We start from the raw sequence: 19176 nt of genomic DNA on the forward strand, positions 1-19176 counted from the left end.
GTTATAAATCCATATTATGAATATTAAAGCCAAATTACTTGCGACTAGCCTACTCTCTTTGTCTGCCCTCTTTTCAACTGCATCTTTTGCAAATAATGATCAAGCTAAGGCAAAAGCAGAATTTGAGGCGATGAAAAAAGAATATACAACTGCTATGAAAAATGCTGGAAGCAGTTCAAATGTGCGTGACGGTTTAATTAAAGCCTGCGCTATTCCCTACAAACAGGCAGTGAAGTACAAAAAACTGACCCAGTCTGATGTGAATAAGCTTTGTACATGTGAAGTGGATGCAGAAGGTAAATTGACCCAAGCTCAGAAATGGCAGATTCAAAGCACCATTAACCAGAAGAAAAACCCTGCTACTTTAGACTTTGTTAAAAAACAAAGCCAAAACGTGCAGTCTTGTGTAGGCCCACAGCTCGCAGGTAAATTAAACTCACTTGCTGCAGAAGCCAATAAAGCCGCTCAAAAGAAATAATCCTGACGGATATTTTTCTAGAATAAGCCACTATAATGTGGCTTATTTTTTTGAAAAAATTTAGAAAAATTGGAGAGATCATGTCTGAGATCAGCTTACCTGAGCACACTTTTCCGACCACTACAGGTGAAATTAATCTGGCCCAATTAAATGCAGAATGGCTGGTTATCTATTTTTATCCTAAAGATTCGACACCTGGCTGTACTACTCAGGCAGTCGGCTTCTCTTGTTTAAAAGATCAGTTTGATGCGCTCAATACGACTATTCTGGGCGTATCACGTGACTCAGTTAAAGCGCATCAGAACTTTACTGAAAAACAGAATCTGACCATTAATTTGATCAGTGATAAAGAAGAAGTGTTATGTAAACACTTTGATGTCATTAAAGAAAAGAATATGTATGGCAAGAAAGTGATGGGCATTGAGCGCTCTACCTTCATTTTCCATAATGGCAAACTGGTCAAAGAATACCGTAAGGTGAAAGCTGCTGGCCATGCTGAACAGATTTTAGAAGATTTGAAAGCTTTACAGGCTGCTTAAGGTGTTTCATAGAATCAAAAAGGCATGCATAGAAATATCATGCCTTTTTCTTTAGAGTTGCTGCAAAGAATAATTCAGTTCACTAAAGAAACCGCAATCGACCACATTACACAGCCAATAAGTATATCCAATATTTTCCAGGCTTGTGGTCGCTGAAAAATAGGTTGCAAATAACGTGCTGCATAGCCCAGTCCAAAAAAGAATACAAAGGACGCACTAATCGCTCCTAAGGCAAATTGTATCTGTGCATTGGAATACTGGGTGGAGATAGAACCAATCAAGACCAAAGCATCTAGATAGACATGCGGATTGAGCCAGGTCAGCATCAAACAGATCAGCAAAACTTTATATAAAGAAGGCACATCTTTTTGATCTGTGTCCAGACGCTGCTCATTCTTCCAGGCCTGATAAAAATGCTGAGCGCCATAGATCGCCAGAAAAGTCGCGCCCAGATATTTCGCCATATTGATCCAGTGTGGATTGACCAGCATCAACTGTGAAAATCCCAAAACACCGGCAAAAATCAATATTGCATCAGATAAGGCACAACACATACAGATCGCAAAAACATACTGCTGTTTCAAGCCCTGTTTCAATACAAAAGCATTTTGCGCACCAATGGCAATAATCAGGCTAAAGCCTACCGCCAGACCTTGTATATATGCATTTAACATTGGAATATCATGGAATTATAAAGATGGAGATCATTATCTATGTTATTCTTTTCAATTAAATATAATTAAGAAAATATCATTCAGACTAAATTTTATTTAGGTAAGCTATGCCACTTAATTCTAAAAACTGTGATGCTTTTCTGGCTGTTGCAGAAACCCAAAGTTTTGATGCTGCCGCAAAAGTATTAAATATAACGGCTTCGGCAGTCACTTTAAGAGTGCAAAATCTAGAAAGAGATTTGGGGCAAGTTCTGGTGTTACGTGAGCGTCCTTGTAAAGTGACCAATGCCGGTCAAACCTTACTGAATTATTTGCAGCATCAACGTCTGTTGCAGCAACAATTAATCCAGCAATTAAATGGTCAAAATAAAGCAGAATTTAGCTCGATTCATATTGCGGTAAATGCAGATTCTCTTGCAACCTGGTTATTTCCCTGTCTGAACACCACTCTGCTTGCAGAGAAAATTACTTTGAATCTTCAGGTTGCTGTTCAAAGTGAAACTCATAAGCTTCTAGAGCAGGGTCAAGTCAATGCCTGTATTAGCAGTGAAAGTGAAGCCATGCCGGGCTGTAAGGCTCATTTTATTGGACAGATGCATTATAGAATGGTCGCAACACCTGCCTTTGTGCATTCCTGGTTTAAACAAGGCATTCACCGGGAATCACTGCGTAAGGCACCCGCTGTGATTTATAATGATCAGGATCATTTACATAGCTATCTGCTGTTGGCTCAATTTGGCTTAAACCAGCAATGTTTTCCTTTTCACTATATCCCCTCCTCAACCGCCTTTGCGGATGCCATTTTTTCAGGATTGGGATACGGTTTGGTGCCAGACTATCAAATTGCGGACCGGATTCAAAATGGGACACTGATCGAGATACTACCTGAATGCAGTTGTGATGTACCTTTATATTGGCATCACTGGAAACAGCAGTCTCCCGCTCTAGAACATTTAACCAAAGTCATTCTGGAACAGTCAGAACAGTGCATGAATAGTCCAATTCAATAAATAGTTCTATTATGTCCTGCCGAATTTACAGAAATTGGATATCACATTATTGAGTTTTCCACTGCCCCATTAAATGAATATTAACTTTTTCACCCACGCCTGCAGTGGCTTTTTTCATCCCAAAATCTGAGCGATTAATTACAGTAGTGGATTTCACATCGAGTAAATTAGGATTACCCTTGTTCGGTATCAGCGTGGTATCGAATACCACTGGTCGAGTAACACCTCTTAGGGTGAGTTGACCCATGACCTGATAACGATTCGTACCATTTGGCTTAAACTGCGTACTTTTGAAATTGACTGTTTTATAGCGCGATGCATGAAACAGGTCCTCATCCATAATCATATTTTTAAGGCTAGGTTTGGAAACCTCAAGGCTATCGACCTGCATAGTGAACTCAGTAGATGACTTTTGTGGCCGATCAAGATCAAACTGCATGGTTGCCTTGAACTCTTGAAAATTTCCCTTTACCACATTCAAACCCAAGGAGTTAATGCTAAAGCCGACACTACTTTGAGGCGTCAATGTCCAGCTTTTAGCATACGCAGCCGATATACACATAGCAGATAGAGTGCCTGCATAAGCTATATGTTTCAGCAATAGGTTCATTGTGTTCATCCTTAACAATCAAATGAACTCACTACCTTAAAACGGTTTCAGCCCAGATTTGTTTTATCATTTAGTTCAAACTTGTTGACCAATTGTTGATAGATCTCATTATTTTTAAATTTATGTAAAAATTCACTGGTGCCTAAAGGAAAAGCTGATTCCACTACTTCCCCACGATAATACGCTTCACGTAACGGGGTGGCTGAAATTGCACCCACCAAGCTATCGAGTTCCACCATTTCCCACTCTGGGAACAAACTTAAATAATAAGAAGATTCATCTTTAAAGTGTCCAATTAGACCAACTTTTGCTTCTGCTTCAACTACTTCAGATACCAACGATTTCACCAGTTTTTGCCATTTTTCATCATTATAGACATCAATGACATGGACAAATTTAATGCGCTTCTGATCTGCTTCAGAAAAATTCAACAGGATCATTTCTTCACGTTCAGTGGCTAGAAATGGATTTTTAATATTGCGTTCTTGCTGTGCTGAGCCTAATGCCAGAATCACCTGCTGGCTTTGCTGCAAGGCAATTTTAATCGTTTGCATATGGGCCAGATGGAAAGGTTGAAAACGACCAATAAACACTAGGTAATCAAATTTATACTTCATAGCACATCTTACTTTTATGAACGCATCAGTTATGCCACAGGGAATTTTTTGCGACATAATAAGCGCCAATAAATTCATATTAATAAAGCAAGGATAGTACGATGACACTGAGCTGTATTCAACAACCGCATCAGCATTTAAATGCGAATGTAGACAATGGCGTACTGACCTTAGCCATTCACCGTCCTGAGGCAAAAAATGCGCTTTACGGCGAACTATATCTATGGATCGCACAGGCACTGGATGAAGCAGATCAGGATAGTAGTGTGCGTGTCGTGATTCTACGTGGTCAGGATGCAGACTTTAGTGCCGGCAATGACATGCAGGACTTCATGAAGTTTATTCAGACGCCTCTACAAGGTAAGGCTGGCGATACCCCTCCTTTTGTGCTGTTGAAGTCCGCTGCAAAATTTTCCAAGCCTTTAATTGCTGCCGTTCGTGGCGTTGCGATTGGGATCGGGGTAACGATTCTGCTGCATGCTGATCTGGTTTATAGTGACAATACTGCCCTGTTCCAGATTCCGTTTGTTAGCCTTGGCCTGTCGCCTGAAGGTGCTTCAAGCAAGCTGCTGGTACAACAAGCGGGTTATCATAAAGCAGCTGAACTGTTACTTACTGCACAACGGTTTAATAGTGAAAAGGCATTGGGTGCAGGTCTGGTAAATAGCATTGAAGAAGATGTCTATGCTGCTGCTGAAAAACAGGCAAAAACTCTTGCTGCTTTACCCCTGGCTTCTATTAAACAAACCAAAGCACTGATGAAGCATAATCTGGCTGAAACTATCGAGTGTATTGATGATGAAGCTGAGATATTTATGAAACGTGTGGGTTCACCTGAAATGACGGAAGCTGTTCAGGCCTTTATGGAAAAACGGAAACCTGATTTCACACAATTCAACTAATTCTGAAACTTATCTTTTAATTGAGGCAGTTTAGACTGCCTCAATCTTTTATTTTTTTGAAAGAATCTAGCTTATGAATAATGAAAACTACCAAACGACTTCTCAAACAACCGATAGTTCAAATCCTGAAAAGAAACGTTATTATGAACCTGCTCCTCAGGATATTGATGTAGACAATTTCCGAAAGGTCATCGAAAGCCGCCGTTCTGTACGTAAATTTACCAAAAAGCCAATTCCTGCCGAGGTCCTCGATGCCTGTCTGGATTTAGCCTTGCTGGCGCCAAACTCCTCAAACCTGCAGCCGTGGACTTTTTATGTGGTGCAGAACCCATCCAAGAAAAAACGTCTGGTTAAAGCATGTATGAGCCAGCTTGCTGCTAAAACGGCTTCAGAGCTGATTATCTGTGTGGCACGTACTGACCGTATAGATGAAATGGCAAAACTGAATATCAGCGAGTTTCCATTTCCTGAGGCGCCTCCAGCCATTAAAAAGTACTATAAGTACATTCCCTACAACTACAAGACCGGTTATTTGAATGCCTTTGGTAACTTTAAGAAAGTTGCTTTCAAAGTAGCTCGTACACTCGATAAACAAATGCCAGTTTCTGCATTTAGTCCAGCCGATGCCAAGCTATGGGCAAGTAAAACCACAGCACTGGCATGTGAAAATCTGGTTCTGGCTTTACGTGCTTATGGTTTTGATAGCTGTATGATGGAAGGCTTCGATGAACCAATGGTTCGTGAACTTCTAGATCTGAATGACCAGCAATATCCAGTGATGGTGATTGGTGCTGGTGAACGTGCCAAAGATGGTGTGTTCTTCCCACAGTATCGTTTTGATCGTGAGCTGTTTATTCAGAAGGTTTGAGTTTAAAAATAGTATTTAAAGGATTTAAGAATATTAATTTACTTAATATTTGATGACATGGATGTCGATTAATTAAGTATATTAGAAAAAGGCTTTGTTGCACAAAGAATTAAAAGTAAAGATTTCTCATATCTACTCAAATTTAAGTGACAACTCGGGTATGTGGTCTGCCTAAGTCCGTAAATTTATTTAATACTGCCACACGTGCATGAATCTCATTGATTTGGCTTTGAAAATTTCTCGCACTGAGTTTATCCCCCAACAATTTGATGCAATGCATCTTGGTTTCAACCAAACTTCGCCGATGATAGCCTGACCATTTCTTCCAAATAGTTCTTCCTAAACGCTTAATTGTTCGAAGCAATTCATTGCGTTCTAGCGAGCCCATCTTTTTATCTTTCGATGGCTTCGCATTTTTTCTTGGTGGAATGACCGCATGTGCATCTCGATCTAAAATGACTTGTCTGCAGTACTTCGTATCATAAGCACCATCGGTATAGACCGAATCAATTCGTTCGTCTAAAGGAATTTGAGTAACTAAATCATCGAGTACTTGTGAATCGCTCACATTATTTGTAGTGAGCTGTACTGCACGTATTTGCAAGGTGTCGGCATATCAATACCAATATGAAGTTTGCGCCATTGTCGACGATATTCAGGCTGATGTTTCTTTCGTTTCCGTTCACCTTCACCTAGAAACTTCAAACCAGTAGAGTCGACAAGTAGATGTAGTCCATCACTACTTTTTTGATAGCCAATCGTAGTATCAATACGCTGTTGTCGTCTACAAATTGTAGTGTAGTTTGGCGCTACCCAATTTAACCCACAAAGATGGATGAGACTTTGAACAAAGCCAGTGACCATACGTAAGGACAATCGAAAGAGAGATTTAATCATTAGGCAACATTGGATAGCTGTGTCAGAGTAAGTTTGATTTCGTCCTTGTTTGCCTTTTGATGGGGCATACCATTGCGTAGCAGGATCAAACCAAATGGCAATATTTCCACGATTAATGAGTGCTCGGTTATATGAAGACCAATTGGTTGTACGATAAATTTTAGGTGTAAGCTTATTCATTTGAAAATTATATGGTGGAATAAGCCTTTAAAGATAGGTTTGTGCAACAAAGCCTATCACTTCTAAAATTTAAACTTTTATATCTAAGAGCTGGATAAATTCAAATGCCGGTTCTTCATAAGGATGACTGTCTTTTAGAGCCTTAGCCACTTCAACCGCCTTTTCATCAGGTACAAGAATTTCGACCCGCCATTCTTCCACATTTTCCAATTGGCCAATTTCCCCAATATGAGGATCTGCGCCTTGCTGCGGCTTAAATTGTCCAGTTCCCAGCACTTGCCAGGCACAGTCGATATATTCACCAATCCCACCCGCACCTGCTGCAAAAACGGCCTTCTTGGTTTCCTCTAGGTTTTCATCTGGTACGTAATAAATCAGTTTAAGCATATATCTCTACAAGTTTTTCAAGCATTTACCGTATTGTTAAGGGCTTCGGTAATAATATTCAATGATGGATTTTGAGAGTTCTTGTTAAATGTTGCATATAGTTCTACCTGGGGTAAAGGTCGATCTGTCTGGATCACTTTCACTTCATCATTCAGGAACAGTAATAGATAATCGGGAGCAAAACTAAAACCCATCCCCATATTGATCAGGTTAATATGCTGTAGCACATTGGTCGCCCACAGCACCTGATCGTGCTTTAGCTGATCAAAGGACATCAAGGCATTGAGTCTTTCGTAAAATATGGGTGATGCATTCTGATCACACATAATAATCGTATGATTTTTCAGTTCCTGTAATTTCAGTATCCGATCGGTTGGGTGCAAATGCTTGGCTGCAACCAAGTGAATTTGTTCCGTCAATAAATGGATATTTTCAAAATCCGGATGATCCAGCTGAAAACGGGTAATACTTAGATCTAATTCAGCATTTTTTAGATGTTGAAGCTGTTCCAGACAGAACAGGCTATGCAGATGAATTTTTAAATCTGGCATGGTCTTTTTCAGCTTGGCCAAAATATGTGGCATAACTTTTAGTTCGGCAACATTCAGAAAGCCAATATGAATCTGATTATTTTTCTGCTGGGCCACCTGTCGTGCTGATGCAACAGCCAATTTGGCATTTTCCAGAGCTTTTTCTGCATAGATTAAAAAGGCCTTGCCTTCATCGGTTAACTGTATTTTTCGTGAAGAACGTTCAAACAGGTTAACACCAATTTCCTGCTCCAGATCTTTAATCTGCTGGCTTAAAGAAGGTTGAGCCGTAAACAGTTTTTCAGCAGCCCTAGTGAAACTCTGCTCCTGCGCCACGGTAATAAAATAGCGTAAATGTCGAAGTTCCATAGATTGCTCACTTCAAAAAATAGGTACTTATCTTAGATTTAGGCCAACATATTGAAAATATTAATAGATCAATAGCTTATGCTAATACTCATATAACTACCTTTTATACATGGCTAGATTTTGCCCCCTCATACATTTATGCCTGTATCAAGTTTACACATGGTGTCTTGCATGACACAGTATTCGACACTGAATCGGGTGAAAGCGGGGGTCAGGCAGCTGAATCACTGAACTTGCCATATTTGGATGTGATTCGGATTGTTTCTCATGATGTGTATAGCACCTGGATTGCTAAGTCTGAAATTCATGAATCTGTGGCAGTTCTGGTTCGTCCGGATGGTTATGTAGTTTGGCGTTATAGGATAGTACCAATGATCAGTTTGATTATGAAAATACGCTGAAGGTGAGGTTAAAGGAAATTCAACTGGCTGTGTAAGTATCCTGTCAAAGACCATCAAAAGGTAGTCTGTTTTATGTCTTTTCTTTTTTCATTTCCCAAGTAGAAAATAAAAAAACTGCCATTGTTCCTGCTAAATTTACTGCAAACTCAGCATGTCTAGGAGAAGGCTTCACATTATTTTTACCTTGACCATGAGCATCACTGATTTTATTTCTTAATGAGCCTAAACCTTCAACTATCGCACTACAGCCACCTAAGATTTGCTTAAATATCTGCTCTGTATGCTGTGATGGAGACAAGTTTAAATTACTACTGACTAATCTATACAACTGGTTTATATCTGGAGCATTACCGTATTCTACACTTAGCTCATCTAGGATATGTTTGCATGTTGACTCTAAAAGAGTTCTAGACAGAGTAATTGCACCATCTGGATCAGTCGTTCTTCTTTCTAAGGCTTTGTTCCAGATTGTATGGATATAATATGAATCTATATTTTGAACGACATTCTTTATAATTTGATCAGAAGGGACTTCACTACTAAATTCTAGTTTTTCTAATATGGGTTGAAAGGACTTCCAAATGAAATCCCGTCTTTCAGCATATGTTGCATATTCAAATTTAATAAATTGCCAAAATTGCTGTAGATTTCTACACGTTAGAATGTATTTTGGTAATAAATTTTTAATATCAGCTTCTTTTAATAAATAGAATCTTAAAGTTTCATATTCGCTAGTATTTTCATTACTACCTGTAGCACGAGCTATAAGTAAATTCTGAATAGTTTCTATTTTTATTAATTTTTCCTGATTATCCATCTTATATTTTTCACCCATTTTCAACAAATATATAATTTTAAAAATGAAAAAGCCACCTCTCGGTGGCTTTTTTAAATCTGTTGATCAAGAACCCTGTAGCAAATAACTACCTACCAAGAACAGTACCTGTAGGCCAACAACAAAACCAAATAACCACCAACCTTTCTGACGTAATTCTGTTCTATCCATTATTCTGAGCGTCTTAGCCATGTCATCACCTCATTCTTGAGTGTTGATACTGAACTGATCTATACCATCTTTCCTTTAAAGTGCATAAATATTGTGCATTATTTACACAATATCATTTCTGTGCAGATATAAAAGCAAAATCTAAACCAGTTCAGCGGGAGAAAATTAAATAAATGTTTCAAACTGCTTAAAAAGCAAAAAGCCACCCACTGGTGGCAATTGATGAAGCTAGTCTAAACAAAAGTAAATGATTTTTCTAGCTTTGCTGGGTCACTTAAAATTCTAATAATAAAAAAGAGCCGCTACTGCGACCCTTTTTTGAAGCTAAATCAGATTAGCCAATGAACTTACGCGCATTACGGAACATACGTAACCATGCACCGTCCTGATCCCAGTCTTCTGGTTTCCAAGAGTGCTGGATCGCACGGAAGTTACGCTCAGGGTGTGGCATCAGGATCGTCGCACGACCATCTTTCGAAGTTACACCAGAGATCCCTTCAGGCGAACCATTCGGGTTCAATGGATATTGCTCAGTCGCATTACCTTGGCTATCCACATAGCGCATGATCACCTGGTTATTGGCATTCAATGCAGCAATGCTTTCAGCTGATGCAACCACACGACCTTCACCATGTGCCACAGCGATTGGAAGAATTGAACCTTCCATACCTTCTAGCAATACAGAATGAGATTTCTCTACGCGAATATTAACGCTACGTGCTTCAAATACTTCTGACTTGTTGCGATGGAAACGAGGCCAAGCATCTGCACCTGGAATCAGTGGAGTTAATTGTGACAGCATCTGACAACCATTACAGATCCCTAGAGAGAAGGTCTCCTGACGGTTAAAGAATTTCTCGAATTGGTCACGAAGTTGCTGATTGAACAATACTGATTTCGCCCAGCCACCACCTGCACCCAATACGTCACCGTAAGAGAAGCCACCACATGTGACCAGACCTTCGAAGTCATCCAGGCTGATACGGCCAGCTAGAAGATCGCTCATGTGTACGTCAACAGTATTGAAGCCGACTTTGTCGAATGCTGCTGCCATTTCTACATGACCATTCACACCCTGTTCACGCAAAATTGCCATATTTGGACGACGTGAATTGATGTACGGCGCTTCGATTTGCTCGTTCAGATCAAATGTCGGTTGAGCAATCAAACCTTTGTGTGATTTGTCAGTAACCAACGAAAATTCTTGATCTGCAGTTTCTACGTTGTCACGCAGACGCTGGATTTGATGAGAAACTTCAGTCCAAGCGACTTGTAAATCAGCACGGTCAAGTACTAAACCATTTACAGATAACTGGTCAGAGCTGTTCACTGTACCTACTACAGAGATCGCATCTTTTAGAGTAGAAGTAGTGATTTCTGCTTGTAATGCTTCCCAATCTGCTTTCGCTATTTGCAGAACTGCACCGATTTCTTCAGCGAACAATGCTTCAACTGATTGGTCTTCTAGCGCTACGCCTAGGCGTGCAGCAAACATCATTTCCGCAACAGTTGCCAGTAAACCACCATCACCGATGTCATGGTAAGCCTTGATCAGACCACGGTTGTTCCAGTCTTGAACCAGTGCGAAGAATGCTTTGAAGTCATCAAAGCTATCGACATTAGGAGTCACTGAACCAATTGCTTTGTATACCTGAGCCAAGATCGAACCGCCTAAACGGAACTGACCCTTAGACAGATCAATACGAACCAGTACAGATTCAATATTTTTCAGCTCAGGGGTTAATGTTTTGCGAACATCAGTTACAGGTGCAAATGCAGTGATCACGCCTGACATTGGAGAAGTAACAGATTTGTCTTCGCCTTCGTCATTCCAGGTGGTACGCATTGACAATGAGTCTTTACCGACTGGAATTGCAATGCCCAGCGCTGGACACATTTCCATACCAATGGCTTTTACGCCTTCAAACAAGGCTTGGTCTTCGCCCGGTTGACCTGCAGCCGCCATCCAGTTTGCAGACAGTTTGATGTCGCTGATCTGATCAATCTTCGCAGACATGATGTTCGAGATCGATTCAGCAACTGATAAACGTGCAGAAGCCGCTGGGTTTAACAATGCAACTGGTGGACGTTCCCCCATTGCCATTGCTTCGCCCGTGTAACCGACAAGGCTGGTAGTCGTTACTGCAGCATCTGCTACAGGAACCTGCCATGGACCAACCATTTGATCACGTGCAACCATACCGGTAATCGAGCGGTCACCAATGGTGATCAGGAATGATTTAGATGCAACTGTTGGATTCTTGATCACGCGATAAATCGCATCTTTCAGATCAGTGACTTTAGACGCATCAAAGTCATCGCCTTTACGCGGAGCAGTTTCATATGAACGGCTCATACGTGGTGTACCACCAAGCATCACTTGCATTGGCATATCCACAGGCTTGTTGCCGAACAATGGATCCTCAACAGTCAGATGACGTGCTTCAGTTGCTTCACCCAGTACCGCAAACGGACAGCGTTCACGTGCACAGATAGATTCAAACAATGGTAAAGATTCTGGACGGATCGCAAGCACATAACGCTCTTGCGCTTCGTTTGACCAGATTTCCATTGGCGACATGCCTGGCTCAAGCGATGGGATCTTACGAAGATCCAGTACTGCACCTAACTCATGATCGTTTACCAGCTCAGGCATCGCATTCGAAATACCACCCGCACCGACGTCATGTACAGAAACAATTGGGTTTCCATCTTCCATGCGCCAGCAAGTATCGATCACTTCCTGACAACGGCGTTCCATTTCCGGGTTTTCACGTTGAACCGAAGCAAAGTCCAGGTTCTCACCCAGTTTACCGCTATCTACAGAAGATGCTGCACCACCGCCAAGGCCGATCAGCATGGCTGGACCACCTAGAACGATTAACAGATCACCCGGCTGGATAGCATCTTTCTCAACGTGGTCTGGACGGATGTTACCGTAACCACCCGCGATCATGATTGGCTTATGAAAGCCTTTCACTTCGCCATTGACGTTTTGTTCGAAAGTACGGAAATAACCCGTCAGCGCTGGACGACCAAATTCGTTGTTAAACGCTGCGCCACCCAATGGACCTTCAATCATGATCTGCAATGGAGATGCCATACGTGAAGGTTTGCCGTAGTTTTCTTCCCAAGGCTGTTCGAAGCCAGGAATATTCAGGTTAGATACGGTGAAACCAGTTAAACCCGCTTTAGGTTTACCACCACGACCAGTCGCGCCTTCGTCACGAATCTCACCGCCTGAACCTGTTGCGGCACCAGCAAATGGTGCAATCGCTGTTGGGTGGTTGTGAGTTTCCACTTTCATCAGGATGTGAGCGGCCTGGCTTTTGTATTTATAAACGTGTTGACCGTTATCTTCTTGAGTTGGATAGAAACGTTGCGTATCAAAACCAACAATCACCGATGCGTTGTCTTTATAAGCCGACAATACGTCTGTTGGTGATTCTTTATAGGTATTTTTGATCATCTGGAACAATGACAATGGTTGAACTTCACCATCAATCGTCCATTCAGAACCGAAGATTTTATGACGGCAGTGCTCTGAGTTTGCCTGAGCAAACATCATCAGTTCGATGTCGTTCGGGTTACGACCCAGTTTAGTAAATGCCTCTGTCAGGTAATCAATTTCCTGTTCAGACAGCGCAAAACCGAATTCATTATTGGCTTTAACCAATGCTTCTTTACCTTGACCCAGAATATCAATCGAGTTCAAGGGTTTCGGAGCAGTTTCAGTAAATAATACTGCAGCATCTTCAATCGCATTGAAAACGCTTTCAGTCATGCGGTCATGCAAGATCTGTAATGCTTCTTTAGAAAGCTCTTTTTCGCCCTTCAAAGTAAACAAAACACCGCGTTCTAAACGATGAATCGGTGTATTACAGTTGGCAAAAATATCAGTTGCCTTTGATGACCACGGTGAAATCGTGCCGACACGCGGTGTCACTAGAATCTGGATTTCATCACTTGCAGCCTGGTGCAGTTCAAATGATTGACCATCGTTGAGAAGCTGTAAAGCGGATTGCTGTTGTTGCTCGTTGAGCGCTTGGTCAAAAAGATAAACAAATTGACTTTCTAGTGATTGAACAGAACTAATTGACGATAAACGTGTGAGTAGTTGAGCTTTCTTAAAAGAAGAATGTGCAGGTGCACCGGCAACGATAAACATGCTGATTTTGGCTCCACGGGATGATCGAGCGACCATGCCACAATGTGACTTGAGAGAGCGCATATTCTACTGTGAAATATATAAATCGGCTAGAGAGGAAATGAGAAAACTCAAGCGAAAAGCTATAGCATTTTATAAATAATGCTTTTATTTTCAGATAAAAAAATTGAATGTAGTCGCACAGCTTAACACATTTTTTTCAAGAAAAATCAAAACCGCCTCAGAATAATTTTCTGCATAAAAATTGTATTATTTTTCAACAACAATCGGGACAAAATCAAATTCAGGTTTTATTGTCATGACCTGTCAAAGCGCCGATTAGGCCAAAATGAAATACTTGATTACAAGATTTCATGAAGTCATATTTTTTGCAGACTGTTTTTAATTATTTTGATTGACTCTTAACTTTGACTTCTAAGATTAGAAAACTGGTTAAAGGTCTTCTGCCATTCTGCACCACAAGGAACAGTTCTCCGCTGATCTCCGCCATTACAGCACCAGAGGCAAATTACTACCCTCTATGAAAGAATAATTAATACTGAGTGGTATTTTAATCTGGCATCATGTGCAGGGGGAAAACCAGATATCTATTCTCATCCTCTAAAAGAATAAAAATAAAATTCCTTATTTAATCCCTTTATTTTTTCATATTTGATATTTATTTTCTTAGATCATAATTAAGCGAAATTTACTTATCTGAACAACCAAAAATGATATCGATAAAATTACCCTACCATATCCAATATTTTGAAATTTCATCACTTATTCATTATTTTTATTATGCGTAAAAAGCACAATATAAATAGCAAAACACCACTCGTATTTATAAGAAAATTTAAAAAAAATTATGAGGCCTATATAAAAAAATAATGAAGAAATAATTAATAATAAAATTTTGTTACCTTTTTATTTAATCCATATTCTCAGGTTTTATTTAACTCGAAAAATTTAAAATAAATATTTGTAATCACTTAAAAAATATCTAAAATTTTATTTTTTATTCAACTAACAGAGGAACAGACTCACACGTCTATATCAGCTTAGAATTTTACCAAATAGACACTTCATCAGTAAATTTGATGATTTTATGTTAAGCTCTAGCCGAATTGCTGAGGAAATGTCCAAATTCTGGGCCTAGCAATGGTTTTTCCTTTCTGCTGTAGAGATGAATATAAATTCTATATTCGGACACTAATTTTTTGATGTTCTATAGCTTCACTGCTCTGTCTATTTTAGAGCCTTAATCTGTCACCAATGATTTAATTTTCAAGAACAAAAGGTGACCCGCTTAAGGAGTATGTATGTTTCAATTCACTAGTACAGCAACTGTACTATTGATGGTGCTTTTCTATGGCATCACCTTTTTACTATCGTTACGTATTAAACAGAAAAATGAAAATGTCGATGGCTACATGGTCTCGAATGGCTCCATCGGATTTGGAATGTCTGCGGCCAGTATGACCGCCACCTGGATCTGGGCCGCCTCGTTTTATGCAGCAGCTTCATCCGGATATACATACGGCGTTTCCGGTGCCCTACACTATGGTTTGTGGGGTGCGCTGATGATTTTATTTATCTATCCCTTTGGCAAGCGCTTTCGTGAACTGGCGCCTAATGCACATACTTTGGCGGAAATCATGCATGCCCGGCATGGCAATCAAAGCCAGATGATTCTGGCGGGTTCCAATATTGTGGGTAGCGTGATCAGCCTGATGGTAAACTTTACTGCCGCCGGGGCACTGGTTGAAATTTTATCTCCTTTAAGCTTTATCCATGGCGTGCTGATTACCAGTATCGGTGTACTGTCCTATACCCTCTGGTCGGGCTTCCGCTCCTCAGTCTTTACCGATTTTGGTCAACTGGTGGCAATGATTGTCGCGGCGGTGATTATTATTCCAACCTTATTCTTTACCTTAGGTGGGCCATCCCTGTTTCAAAGCGGGATTCATCATCTGCAACCGGAACAGCTGGATTTTTTCTCTAAAACAGCCTTCTTGGAACAAGGCGCGCCATTTTTTGTTGCCGTATTGGCCTACGCAATTGGTAATCAGACCATTGCCCAGCGCCTGTTTGCAGTCCGTGAAGATCTGATTAAGCCAAGCTTTATCACTGCAACGATTGGTTATGCTGCAATTGTTATTGGTCTAGGCATGCTTGGATTATTGGCGTTATTTGCAGGTATTCAGCCCATTGATGGCAACCTGAATAACCTGATTCCACAAATGGCAGCGACTTATCTTTCGCCATTTATGGTTGCGCTGTTATTTATCATGGTGATTGGAGCCCTGTCTTCTACCGCTGACTCGGATCTGTCTGCCCTGTCTGCGATTGTCATGACGGACATTTATGGCAAACAGATTGCGAAAAACCGCCCTGATCCAAAGAAAATGCTATTCATTGGCCGTATGACCATGATCGTTGCCACCATGCTTGGAATTGTGATTGCCACCTTGAAATTTGACATTTTATCGATGCTGATTTTTGTGGGAGCGCTTTGGGGATCTATTGTGTTCCCAGTGATTGTCAGCCTGTATTGGGACAAGGTGAATGCCCAGGCCTTTAACTGGTCAGTGGGCCTCGCATTTTTCAGCTTTCTGATAGTACGTTTTGAATGGCTTCCGATTCAGGGATTGATCGCACTTGGCTTTGAACTCGTTGCAACCTTGGGGATTGGTGTGGTGCTGGGACTGATGACCTTTGGTTTCTTCGGCAAGAAAGTGGGTCTGGTCGTTGGCATATTGGCCAGTATTGGCTTCATGCCATGGACCATCGGCTTCTTGCACGAATACGGCACCTTGTTAAGCTCACTAACAGCTTATGGCACTAGTGCACTGGTATGTACTGTGTTGACGCTGGTCTACAGTAAAGAACGATTTGATTTTAAACAAATCAATAAGATGGTGATTGAGTTTCACCAGCTATCTGAGAAAAGTAAATAAGGAGATTTCAGATGACAAGTCAATTATTGACCCTATATGTACTTTTTTGGCCATTGGTGGCAAGCTTGGTCTTGTTCACGATTTGCCTGAATGTCTATAAAGACACACAACAGGCCAAGAAAAATGGCGAAGAGCTAATCTGATTCTTCGCCTTAAACAAAAAGCAGGCCATTGAGCCTGCTTTTTATTGTTCATTTGATGATTTCGATTTTTAATCTCAGTCTTTTCCAGCTGACTGAAATAACCATATGCAGCAAGACAATTCATGTCGCACTGCCCTAGTGCTTTACGCTCTTTTTTGGCATGATGCAGAAAGTAGAGAACTGAATAATGATAAATGACTCAAATGCGTTGGTTGGAACTGCTTTCGACAGTTCGGATTGGTAGTAAAAAGCAGAGCACTGAACTGGCACGTAGCCCGTTCCACAAAGATTATGACCGTATTATTTTTTCCCAGAGCTTCCGGCAGCTCAACCGTAAAACCCAGGTGCATCCTTTAACTCAGCACGATGGTATTCATACGCGCCTGACGCATTCACTGGAAGTCTCCTGTATTGGCCGCTCGCTAGGGATGCTGGCCGCAGAGAAAATTAAAGATCAGCTTCCACCCTGGGTGTCACCCGCTGATGTAGGTGCCATCATTCAAGCTGCCTGTTTGGCGCATGATATTGGTAACCCGCCTTTTGGCCATGCCGGTGAATATGCGATCCGGGAATGGTTTGATGATGTATCACATACTGACTTCTTAAAAGATTTAAGCCCTGAACAGGAAGCAGATGTACGTCAGTTTGAAGGTAACGCCCAAGGCCTGCGCCTGCTTACCAAAATTGACTATCATCCAAATGATGGTGGCATGCGCCTGACCTATGCCACTTTAGGTGCTTATTTAAAATATCCGTGGCTGTCAAAAACCATGGCATCGCAGGTAGATTTGCCTGCCAGTAGCCGTGCCAAGTTTGGCTGTTATCAGGCAGAAAAAGAGATTTTAAAGCAGATCGCGGAAGAGCTTGGACTAATCCAGCTCGGCGAGTATCGATATTGTCGTCATCCACTGACCTATCTACTCGAAGCAGCCGATGATATCTGCTATGCCCTGATTGATCTTGAAGATGGCATTAGCCTGAACATACTCAGCTATGCTGAAGTGGAACCGGTATTTTTAAATCTGCTCGGAGATTATGGCACGCCTTCTGAAATCGGCATGCCTGACACGACCTGGCAACAGAAAATTGCTGCACTGCGTGGCCGTGTGATGAAACGTCTGGTGAATGAAGTGACCACTGCTTTTGCACGTCACCATGACCAGATTCTATCTGGCCAGTTACAAGGCACTTTATTGCAGTATTGTTCATCAGATATTGAAAGCGGTATTAATCGCGCCAAAGAACTGGCACGTGACAAGATTTTTGAACATCCACAGAAAGCAGGCTTAGAAATCATTGCCCATCAAAGTCTGCAAAATATTCTGGATGCTTTTATTCCTCTGACCACACCGCATAAAAACCTGAGTTTTAAAGAACAGCGTTTAATGTCGATTTTGCAACGTTCAGGGGCGAATTTTAAAGACAGCCATTATGACAATATCATGCAGGTGCTGGATATTATCTCGAAATTTTCGGATCATCAGGCTTATAACCTGTCACAGGAATTGCAAGGCAATAAAGCCGGATTGTTATAAAACATCTTGCTGGATTAGATGCTTATTGCAGCAAAATCACCTGTTTTGCAGAAGGAGATTTTGCCTTTCCTGAAAATGCTGATTACTATGCTGCAAAACTGAATTGAGTAATGATAAAAGATGATTGGATGCCTGATTGGTGAAGTGCTGGCGCTGGAAGCACCGACTGTATTATTAAATGTGAATGGTGTAGGTTATGAAATTGATATGCCGCTCACCACTTTTTGCCAGTTGCAAAAAGGCCAGAAAATTACCCTGTGGACACATCTGGCCGTACGTGAAGATGCACAATTACTGTATGGTTTTTTAAATGCTCAGGAAAAAACCATTTTCCGCACTTTATTAAAAGTGAACGGCGTTGGCCCGAAAATGGCACTTGGCATTCTTTCAACTTTAAGTGTTGAGATGCTGATCCATACTGTTGAAAATGAAGATGTAAATACCTTGGTCAAAGTGCCTGGAGTCGGCAAAAAAACGGCTGAACGTTTGATGATTGAACTGCGCGACCGCTTTAAAGCCATGTCTGCGGGCACTGCTCCAAGCAATTCGACAGCTCCACAAATTCAGTTTATGGGCAATTCAGCCATGGCTGAAGCGGAAGCTGCATTACAGTCTCTCGGTTATAAACCGGCTGAAGCGCAAAAACTGGTGAATGCAGCTAAAGGTGAATTTACCGAAGCCAGCGACATCATCCGTGCTGCATTAAAGTCGATGAATAGATAATAGGAAAATGACTTTACTTTAAATAAGACTGTTTATTCTCCTATTTATATAAATTACTCGCGACATGGATGTCGCCAGTTGAGTTGGGGTACAGGACGTACCTTCAACTCAACAAAAAGATTTTTGTTACTTTTGATCTTTCAAAAGTAAGACAACGCCTACACAATGGCATCTGAATTTTTAATGCATTTTGAGGCTAT

18 protein-coding genes and 1 pseudogene are annotated in these 19176 nt (G+C 41.1%); 10 read left to right on the plus strand and 9 right to left on the minus strand.

All coding sequences use genetic code 11. The features are described 5' to 3' along the window. The first annotated feature begins 16 nt into the window (after positions 1-16). Together B3J29_RS14545 and B3J29_RS14550 are read left to right on the plus strand one after the other, a co-directional pair. Positions 17-478: a hypothetical protein gene (locus B3J29_RS14545; protein WP_034171206.1), complete on the plus strand. Its 462-nt coding sequence runs from the start codon at positions 17-19 to the stop codon at positions 476-478. Between the two features lie 80 nt (positions 479-558). Beyond that, positions 559-1017 carry a peroxiredoxin gene (locus B3J29_RS14550; RefSeq protein ID WP_034704977.1) on the plus strand — a complete coding sequence of 153 codons (459 nt, stop codon included), beginning with the start codon at positions 559-561 and terminating at the stop codon, positions 1015-1017. 74 nt (positions 1018-1091) lie between these two features. Here B3J29_RS14550 and B3J29_RS14555 read toward each other — a convergent pair whose 3' ends face one another. Continuing rightward, complete coding sequence (locus tag B3J29_RS14555) at positions 1092-1691, minus strand: LysE/ArgO family amino acid transporter (RefSeq protein WP_004784563.1); 600 nt, start codon at positions 1689-1691, stop codon at positions 1092-1094. A gap of 107 nt (positions 1692-1798) precedes the next feature. On the opposite strand from B3J29_RS14555, the gene B3J29_RS14560 reads away from it, so the two are divergent. Then, a complete protein-coding gene (locus B3J29_RS14560) occupies positions 1799-2701 on the plus strand; it encodes a LysR family transcriptional regulator ArgP (RefSeq protein WP_034704980.1) in 903 nt (300 codons plus the stop codon). A 46-nt stretch (positions 2702-2747) separates the two neighbouring features. Here B3J29_RS14560 and B3J29_RS14565 read toward each other — a convergent pair whose 3' ends face one another. Both B3J29_RS14565 and B3J29_RS14570 read right to left on the minus strand, forming a co-directional pair. Beyond that, entirely contained in the window at positions 2748-3311 is a 564-nt protein-coding gene (locus B3J29_RS14565; protein ID WP_034704984.1) for a YceI family protein, read from the minus strand. Positions 3312-3358: 47 nt separating this feature from the next. Then, positions 3359-3928, minus strand: a complete 570-nt coding sequence (locus tag B3J29_RS14570; RefSeq protein ID WP_034171201.1) for a nicotinate-nicotinamide nucleotide adenylyltransferase — start codon at positions 3926-3928, stop codon at positions 3359-3361. Between the two features lie 101 nt (positions 3929-4029). Here B3J29_RS14570 and B3J29_RS14575 point away from each other — a divergent pair, with 101 nt between their 5' ends. Together B3J29_RS14575 and B3J29_RS14580 are read left to right on the plus strand one after the other, a co-directional pair. Continuing rightward, positions 4030-4830: an enoyl-CoA hydratase gene (locus B3J29_RS14575; RefSeq protein ID WP_034704987.1), complete on the plus strand. Its 801-nt coding sequence runs from the start codon at positions 4030-4032 to the stop codon at positions 4828-4830. Positions 4831-4903: 73 nt separating this feature from the next. Further along, positions 4904-5698 carry a nitroreductase family protein gene (locus B3J29_RS14580; RefSeq protein ID WP_286966000.1) on the plus strand — a complete coding sequence of 265 codons (795 nt, stop codon included), beginning with the start codon at positions 4904-4906 and terminating at the stop codon, positions 5696-5698. A gap of 142 nt (positions 5699-5840) precedes the next feature. Here B3J29_RS14580 and B3J29_RS14585 read toward each other — a convergent pair. The 3 genes and pseudogenes from B3J29_RS14585 to B3J29_RS14595 form a co-directional block, all read right to left on the minus strand. Further along, positions 5841-6775, minus strand: a pseudogene (locus B3J29_RS14585) (IS5 family transposase). 69 nt (positions 6776-6844) lie between these two features. After that, positions 6845-7162, minus strand: a complete 318-nt coding sequence (locus B3J29_RS14590; RefSeq protein ID WP_286966001.1) for an NGG1p interacting factor NIF3 — start codon at positions 7160-7162, stop codon at positions 6845-6847. Positions 7163-7179: 17 nt separating this feature from the next. Beyond that, a complete protein-coding gene (locus B3J29_RS14595) occupies positions 7180-8061 on the minus strand; it encodes a LysR family transcriptional regulator (RefSeq protein ID WP_034171715.1) in 882 nt (293 codons plus the stop codon). Between the two features lie 167 nt (positions 8062-8228). Here B3J29_RS14595 and B3J29_RS14600 point away from each other — a divergent pair, with 167 nt between their 5' ends. Next, positions 8229-8462: a hypothetical protein gene (locus B3J29_RS14600; protein ID WP_034171716.1), complete on the plus strand. Its 234-nt coding sequence runs from the start codon at positions 8229-8231 to the stop codon at positions 8460-8462. 70 nt (positions 8463-8532) lie between these two features. Here B3J29_RS14600 and B3J29_RS14605 read toward each other — a convergent pair whose 3' ends face one another. The 3 genes from B3J29_RS14605 to purL all read right to left on the minus strand — a co-directional run bounded on the left by B3J29_RS14605 (position 8533) and on the right by purL (position 13636). Beyond that, entirely contained in the window at positions 8533-9279 is a 747-nt protein-coding gene (locus tag B3J29_RS14605) for an abortive infection family protein (RefSeq protein WP_175967930.1), read from the minus strand. Positions 9280-9363: 84 nt separating this feature from the next. Next, positions 9364-9489 (minus strand): KGW motif small protein, encoded by a 126-nt coding sequence (locus tag B3J29_RS14610; RefSeq protein WP_253144109.1) that lies wholly within the window; start codon positions 9487-9489, stop codon positions 9364-9366. A gap of 313 nt (positions 9490-9802) precedes the next feature. Further along, on the minus strand, positions 9803-13636 hold the full coding sequence (gene purL / locus B3J29_RS14615; protein WP_034706115.1) for a phosphoribosylformylglycinamidine synthase: 3834 nt from the start codon (positions 13634-13636) through the stop codon (positions 9803-9805). 1301 nt (positions 13637-14937) lie between these two features. Here purL and B3J29_RS14620 point away from each other — a divergent pair. From B3J29_RS14620 to ruvA, 4 genes are all read left to right on the plus strand, one after another. Next, positions 14938-16575: a sodium:solute symporter family transporter gene (locus B3J29_RS14620; RefSeq protein ID WP_034702785.1), complete on the plus strand. Its 1638-nt coding sequence runs from the start codon at positions 14938-14940 to the stop codon at positions 16573-16575. An 11-nt stretch (positions 16576-16586) separates the two neighbouring features. Further along, positions 16587-16718 (plus strand): putative transporter small subunit, encoded by a 132-nt coding sequence (locus tag B3J29_RS14625; protein WP_004645659.1) that lies wholly within the window; start codon positions 16587-16589, stop codon positions 16716-16718. 194 nt (positions 16719-16912) lie between these two features. Further along, positions 16913-18253 carry a deoxyguanosinetriphosphate triphosphohydrolase gene (locus B3J29_RS14630; RefSeq protein WP_034702787.1) on the plus strand — a complete coding sequence of 447 codons (1341 nt, stop codon included), beginning with the start codon at positions 16913-16915 and terminating at the stop codon, positions 18251-18253. 120 nt (positions 18254-18373) lie between these two features. Next, entirely contained in the window at positions 18374-18976 is a 603-nt protein-coding gene (gene ruvA / locus B3J29_RS14635) for a Holliday junction branch migration protein RuvA (protein WP_286716601.1), read from the plus strand. Positions 18977-19176: the final 200 nt, after the last annotated feature.

The organism is Acinetobacter sp. UBA5984, assembly GCF_002429925.1.
Taxonomy (GTDB): Bacteria; Pseudomonadota; Gammaproteobacteria; order Pseudomonadales; family Moraxellaceae; genus Acinetobacter; species Acinetobacter variabilis.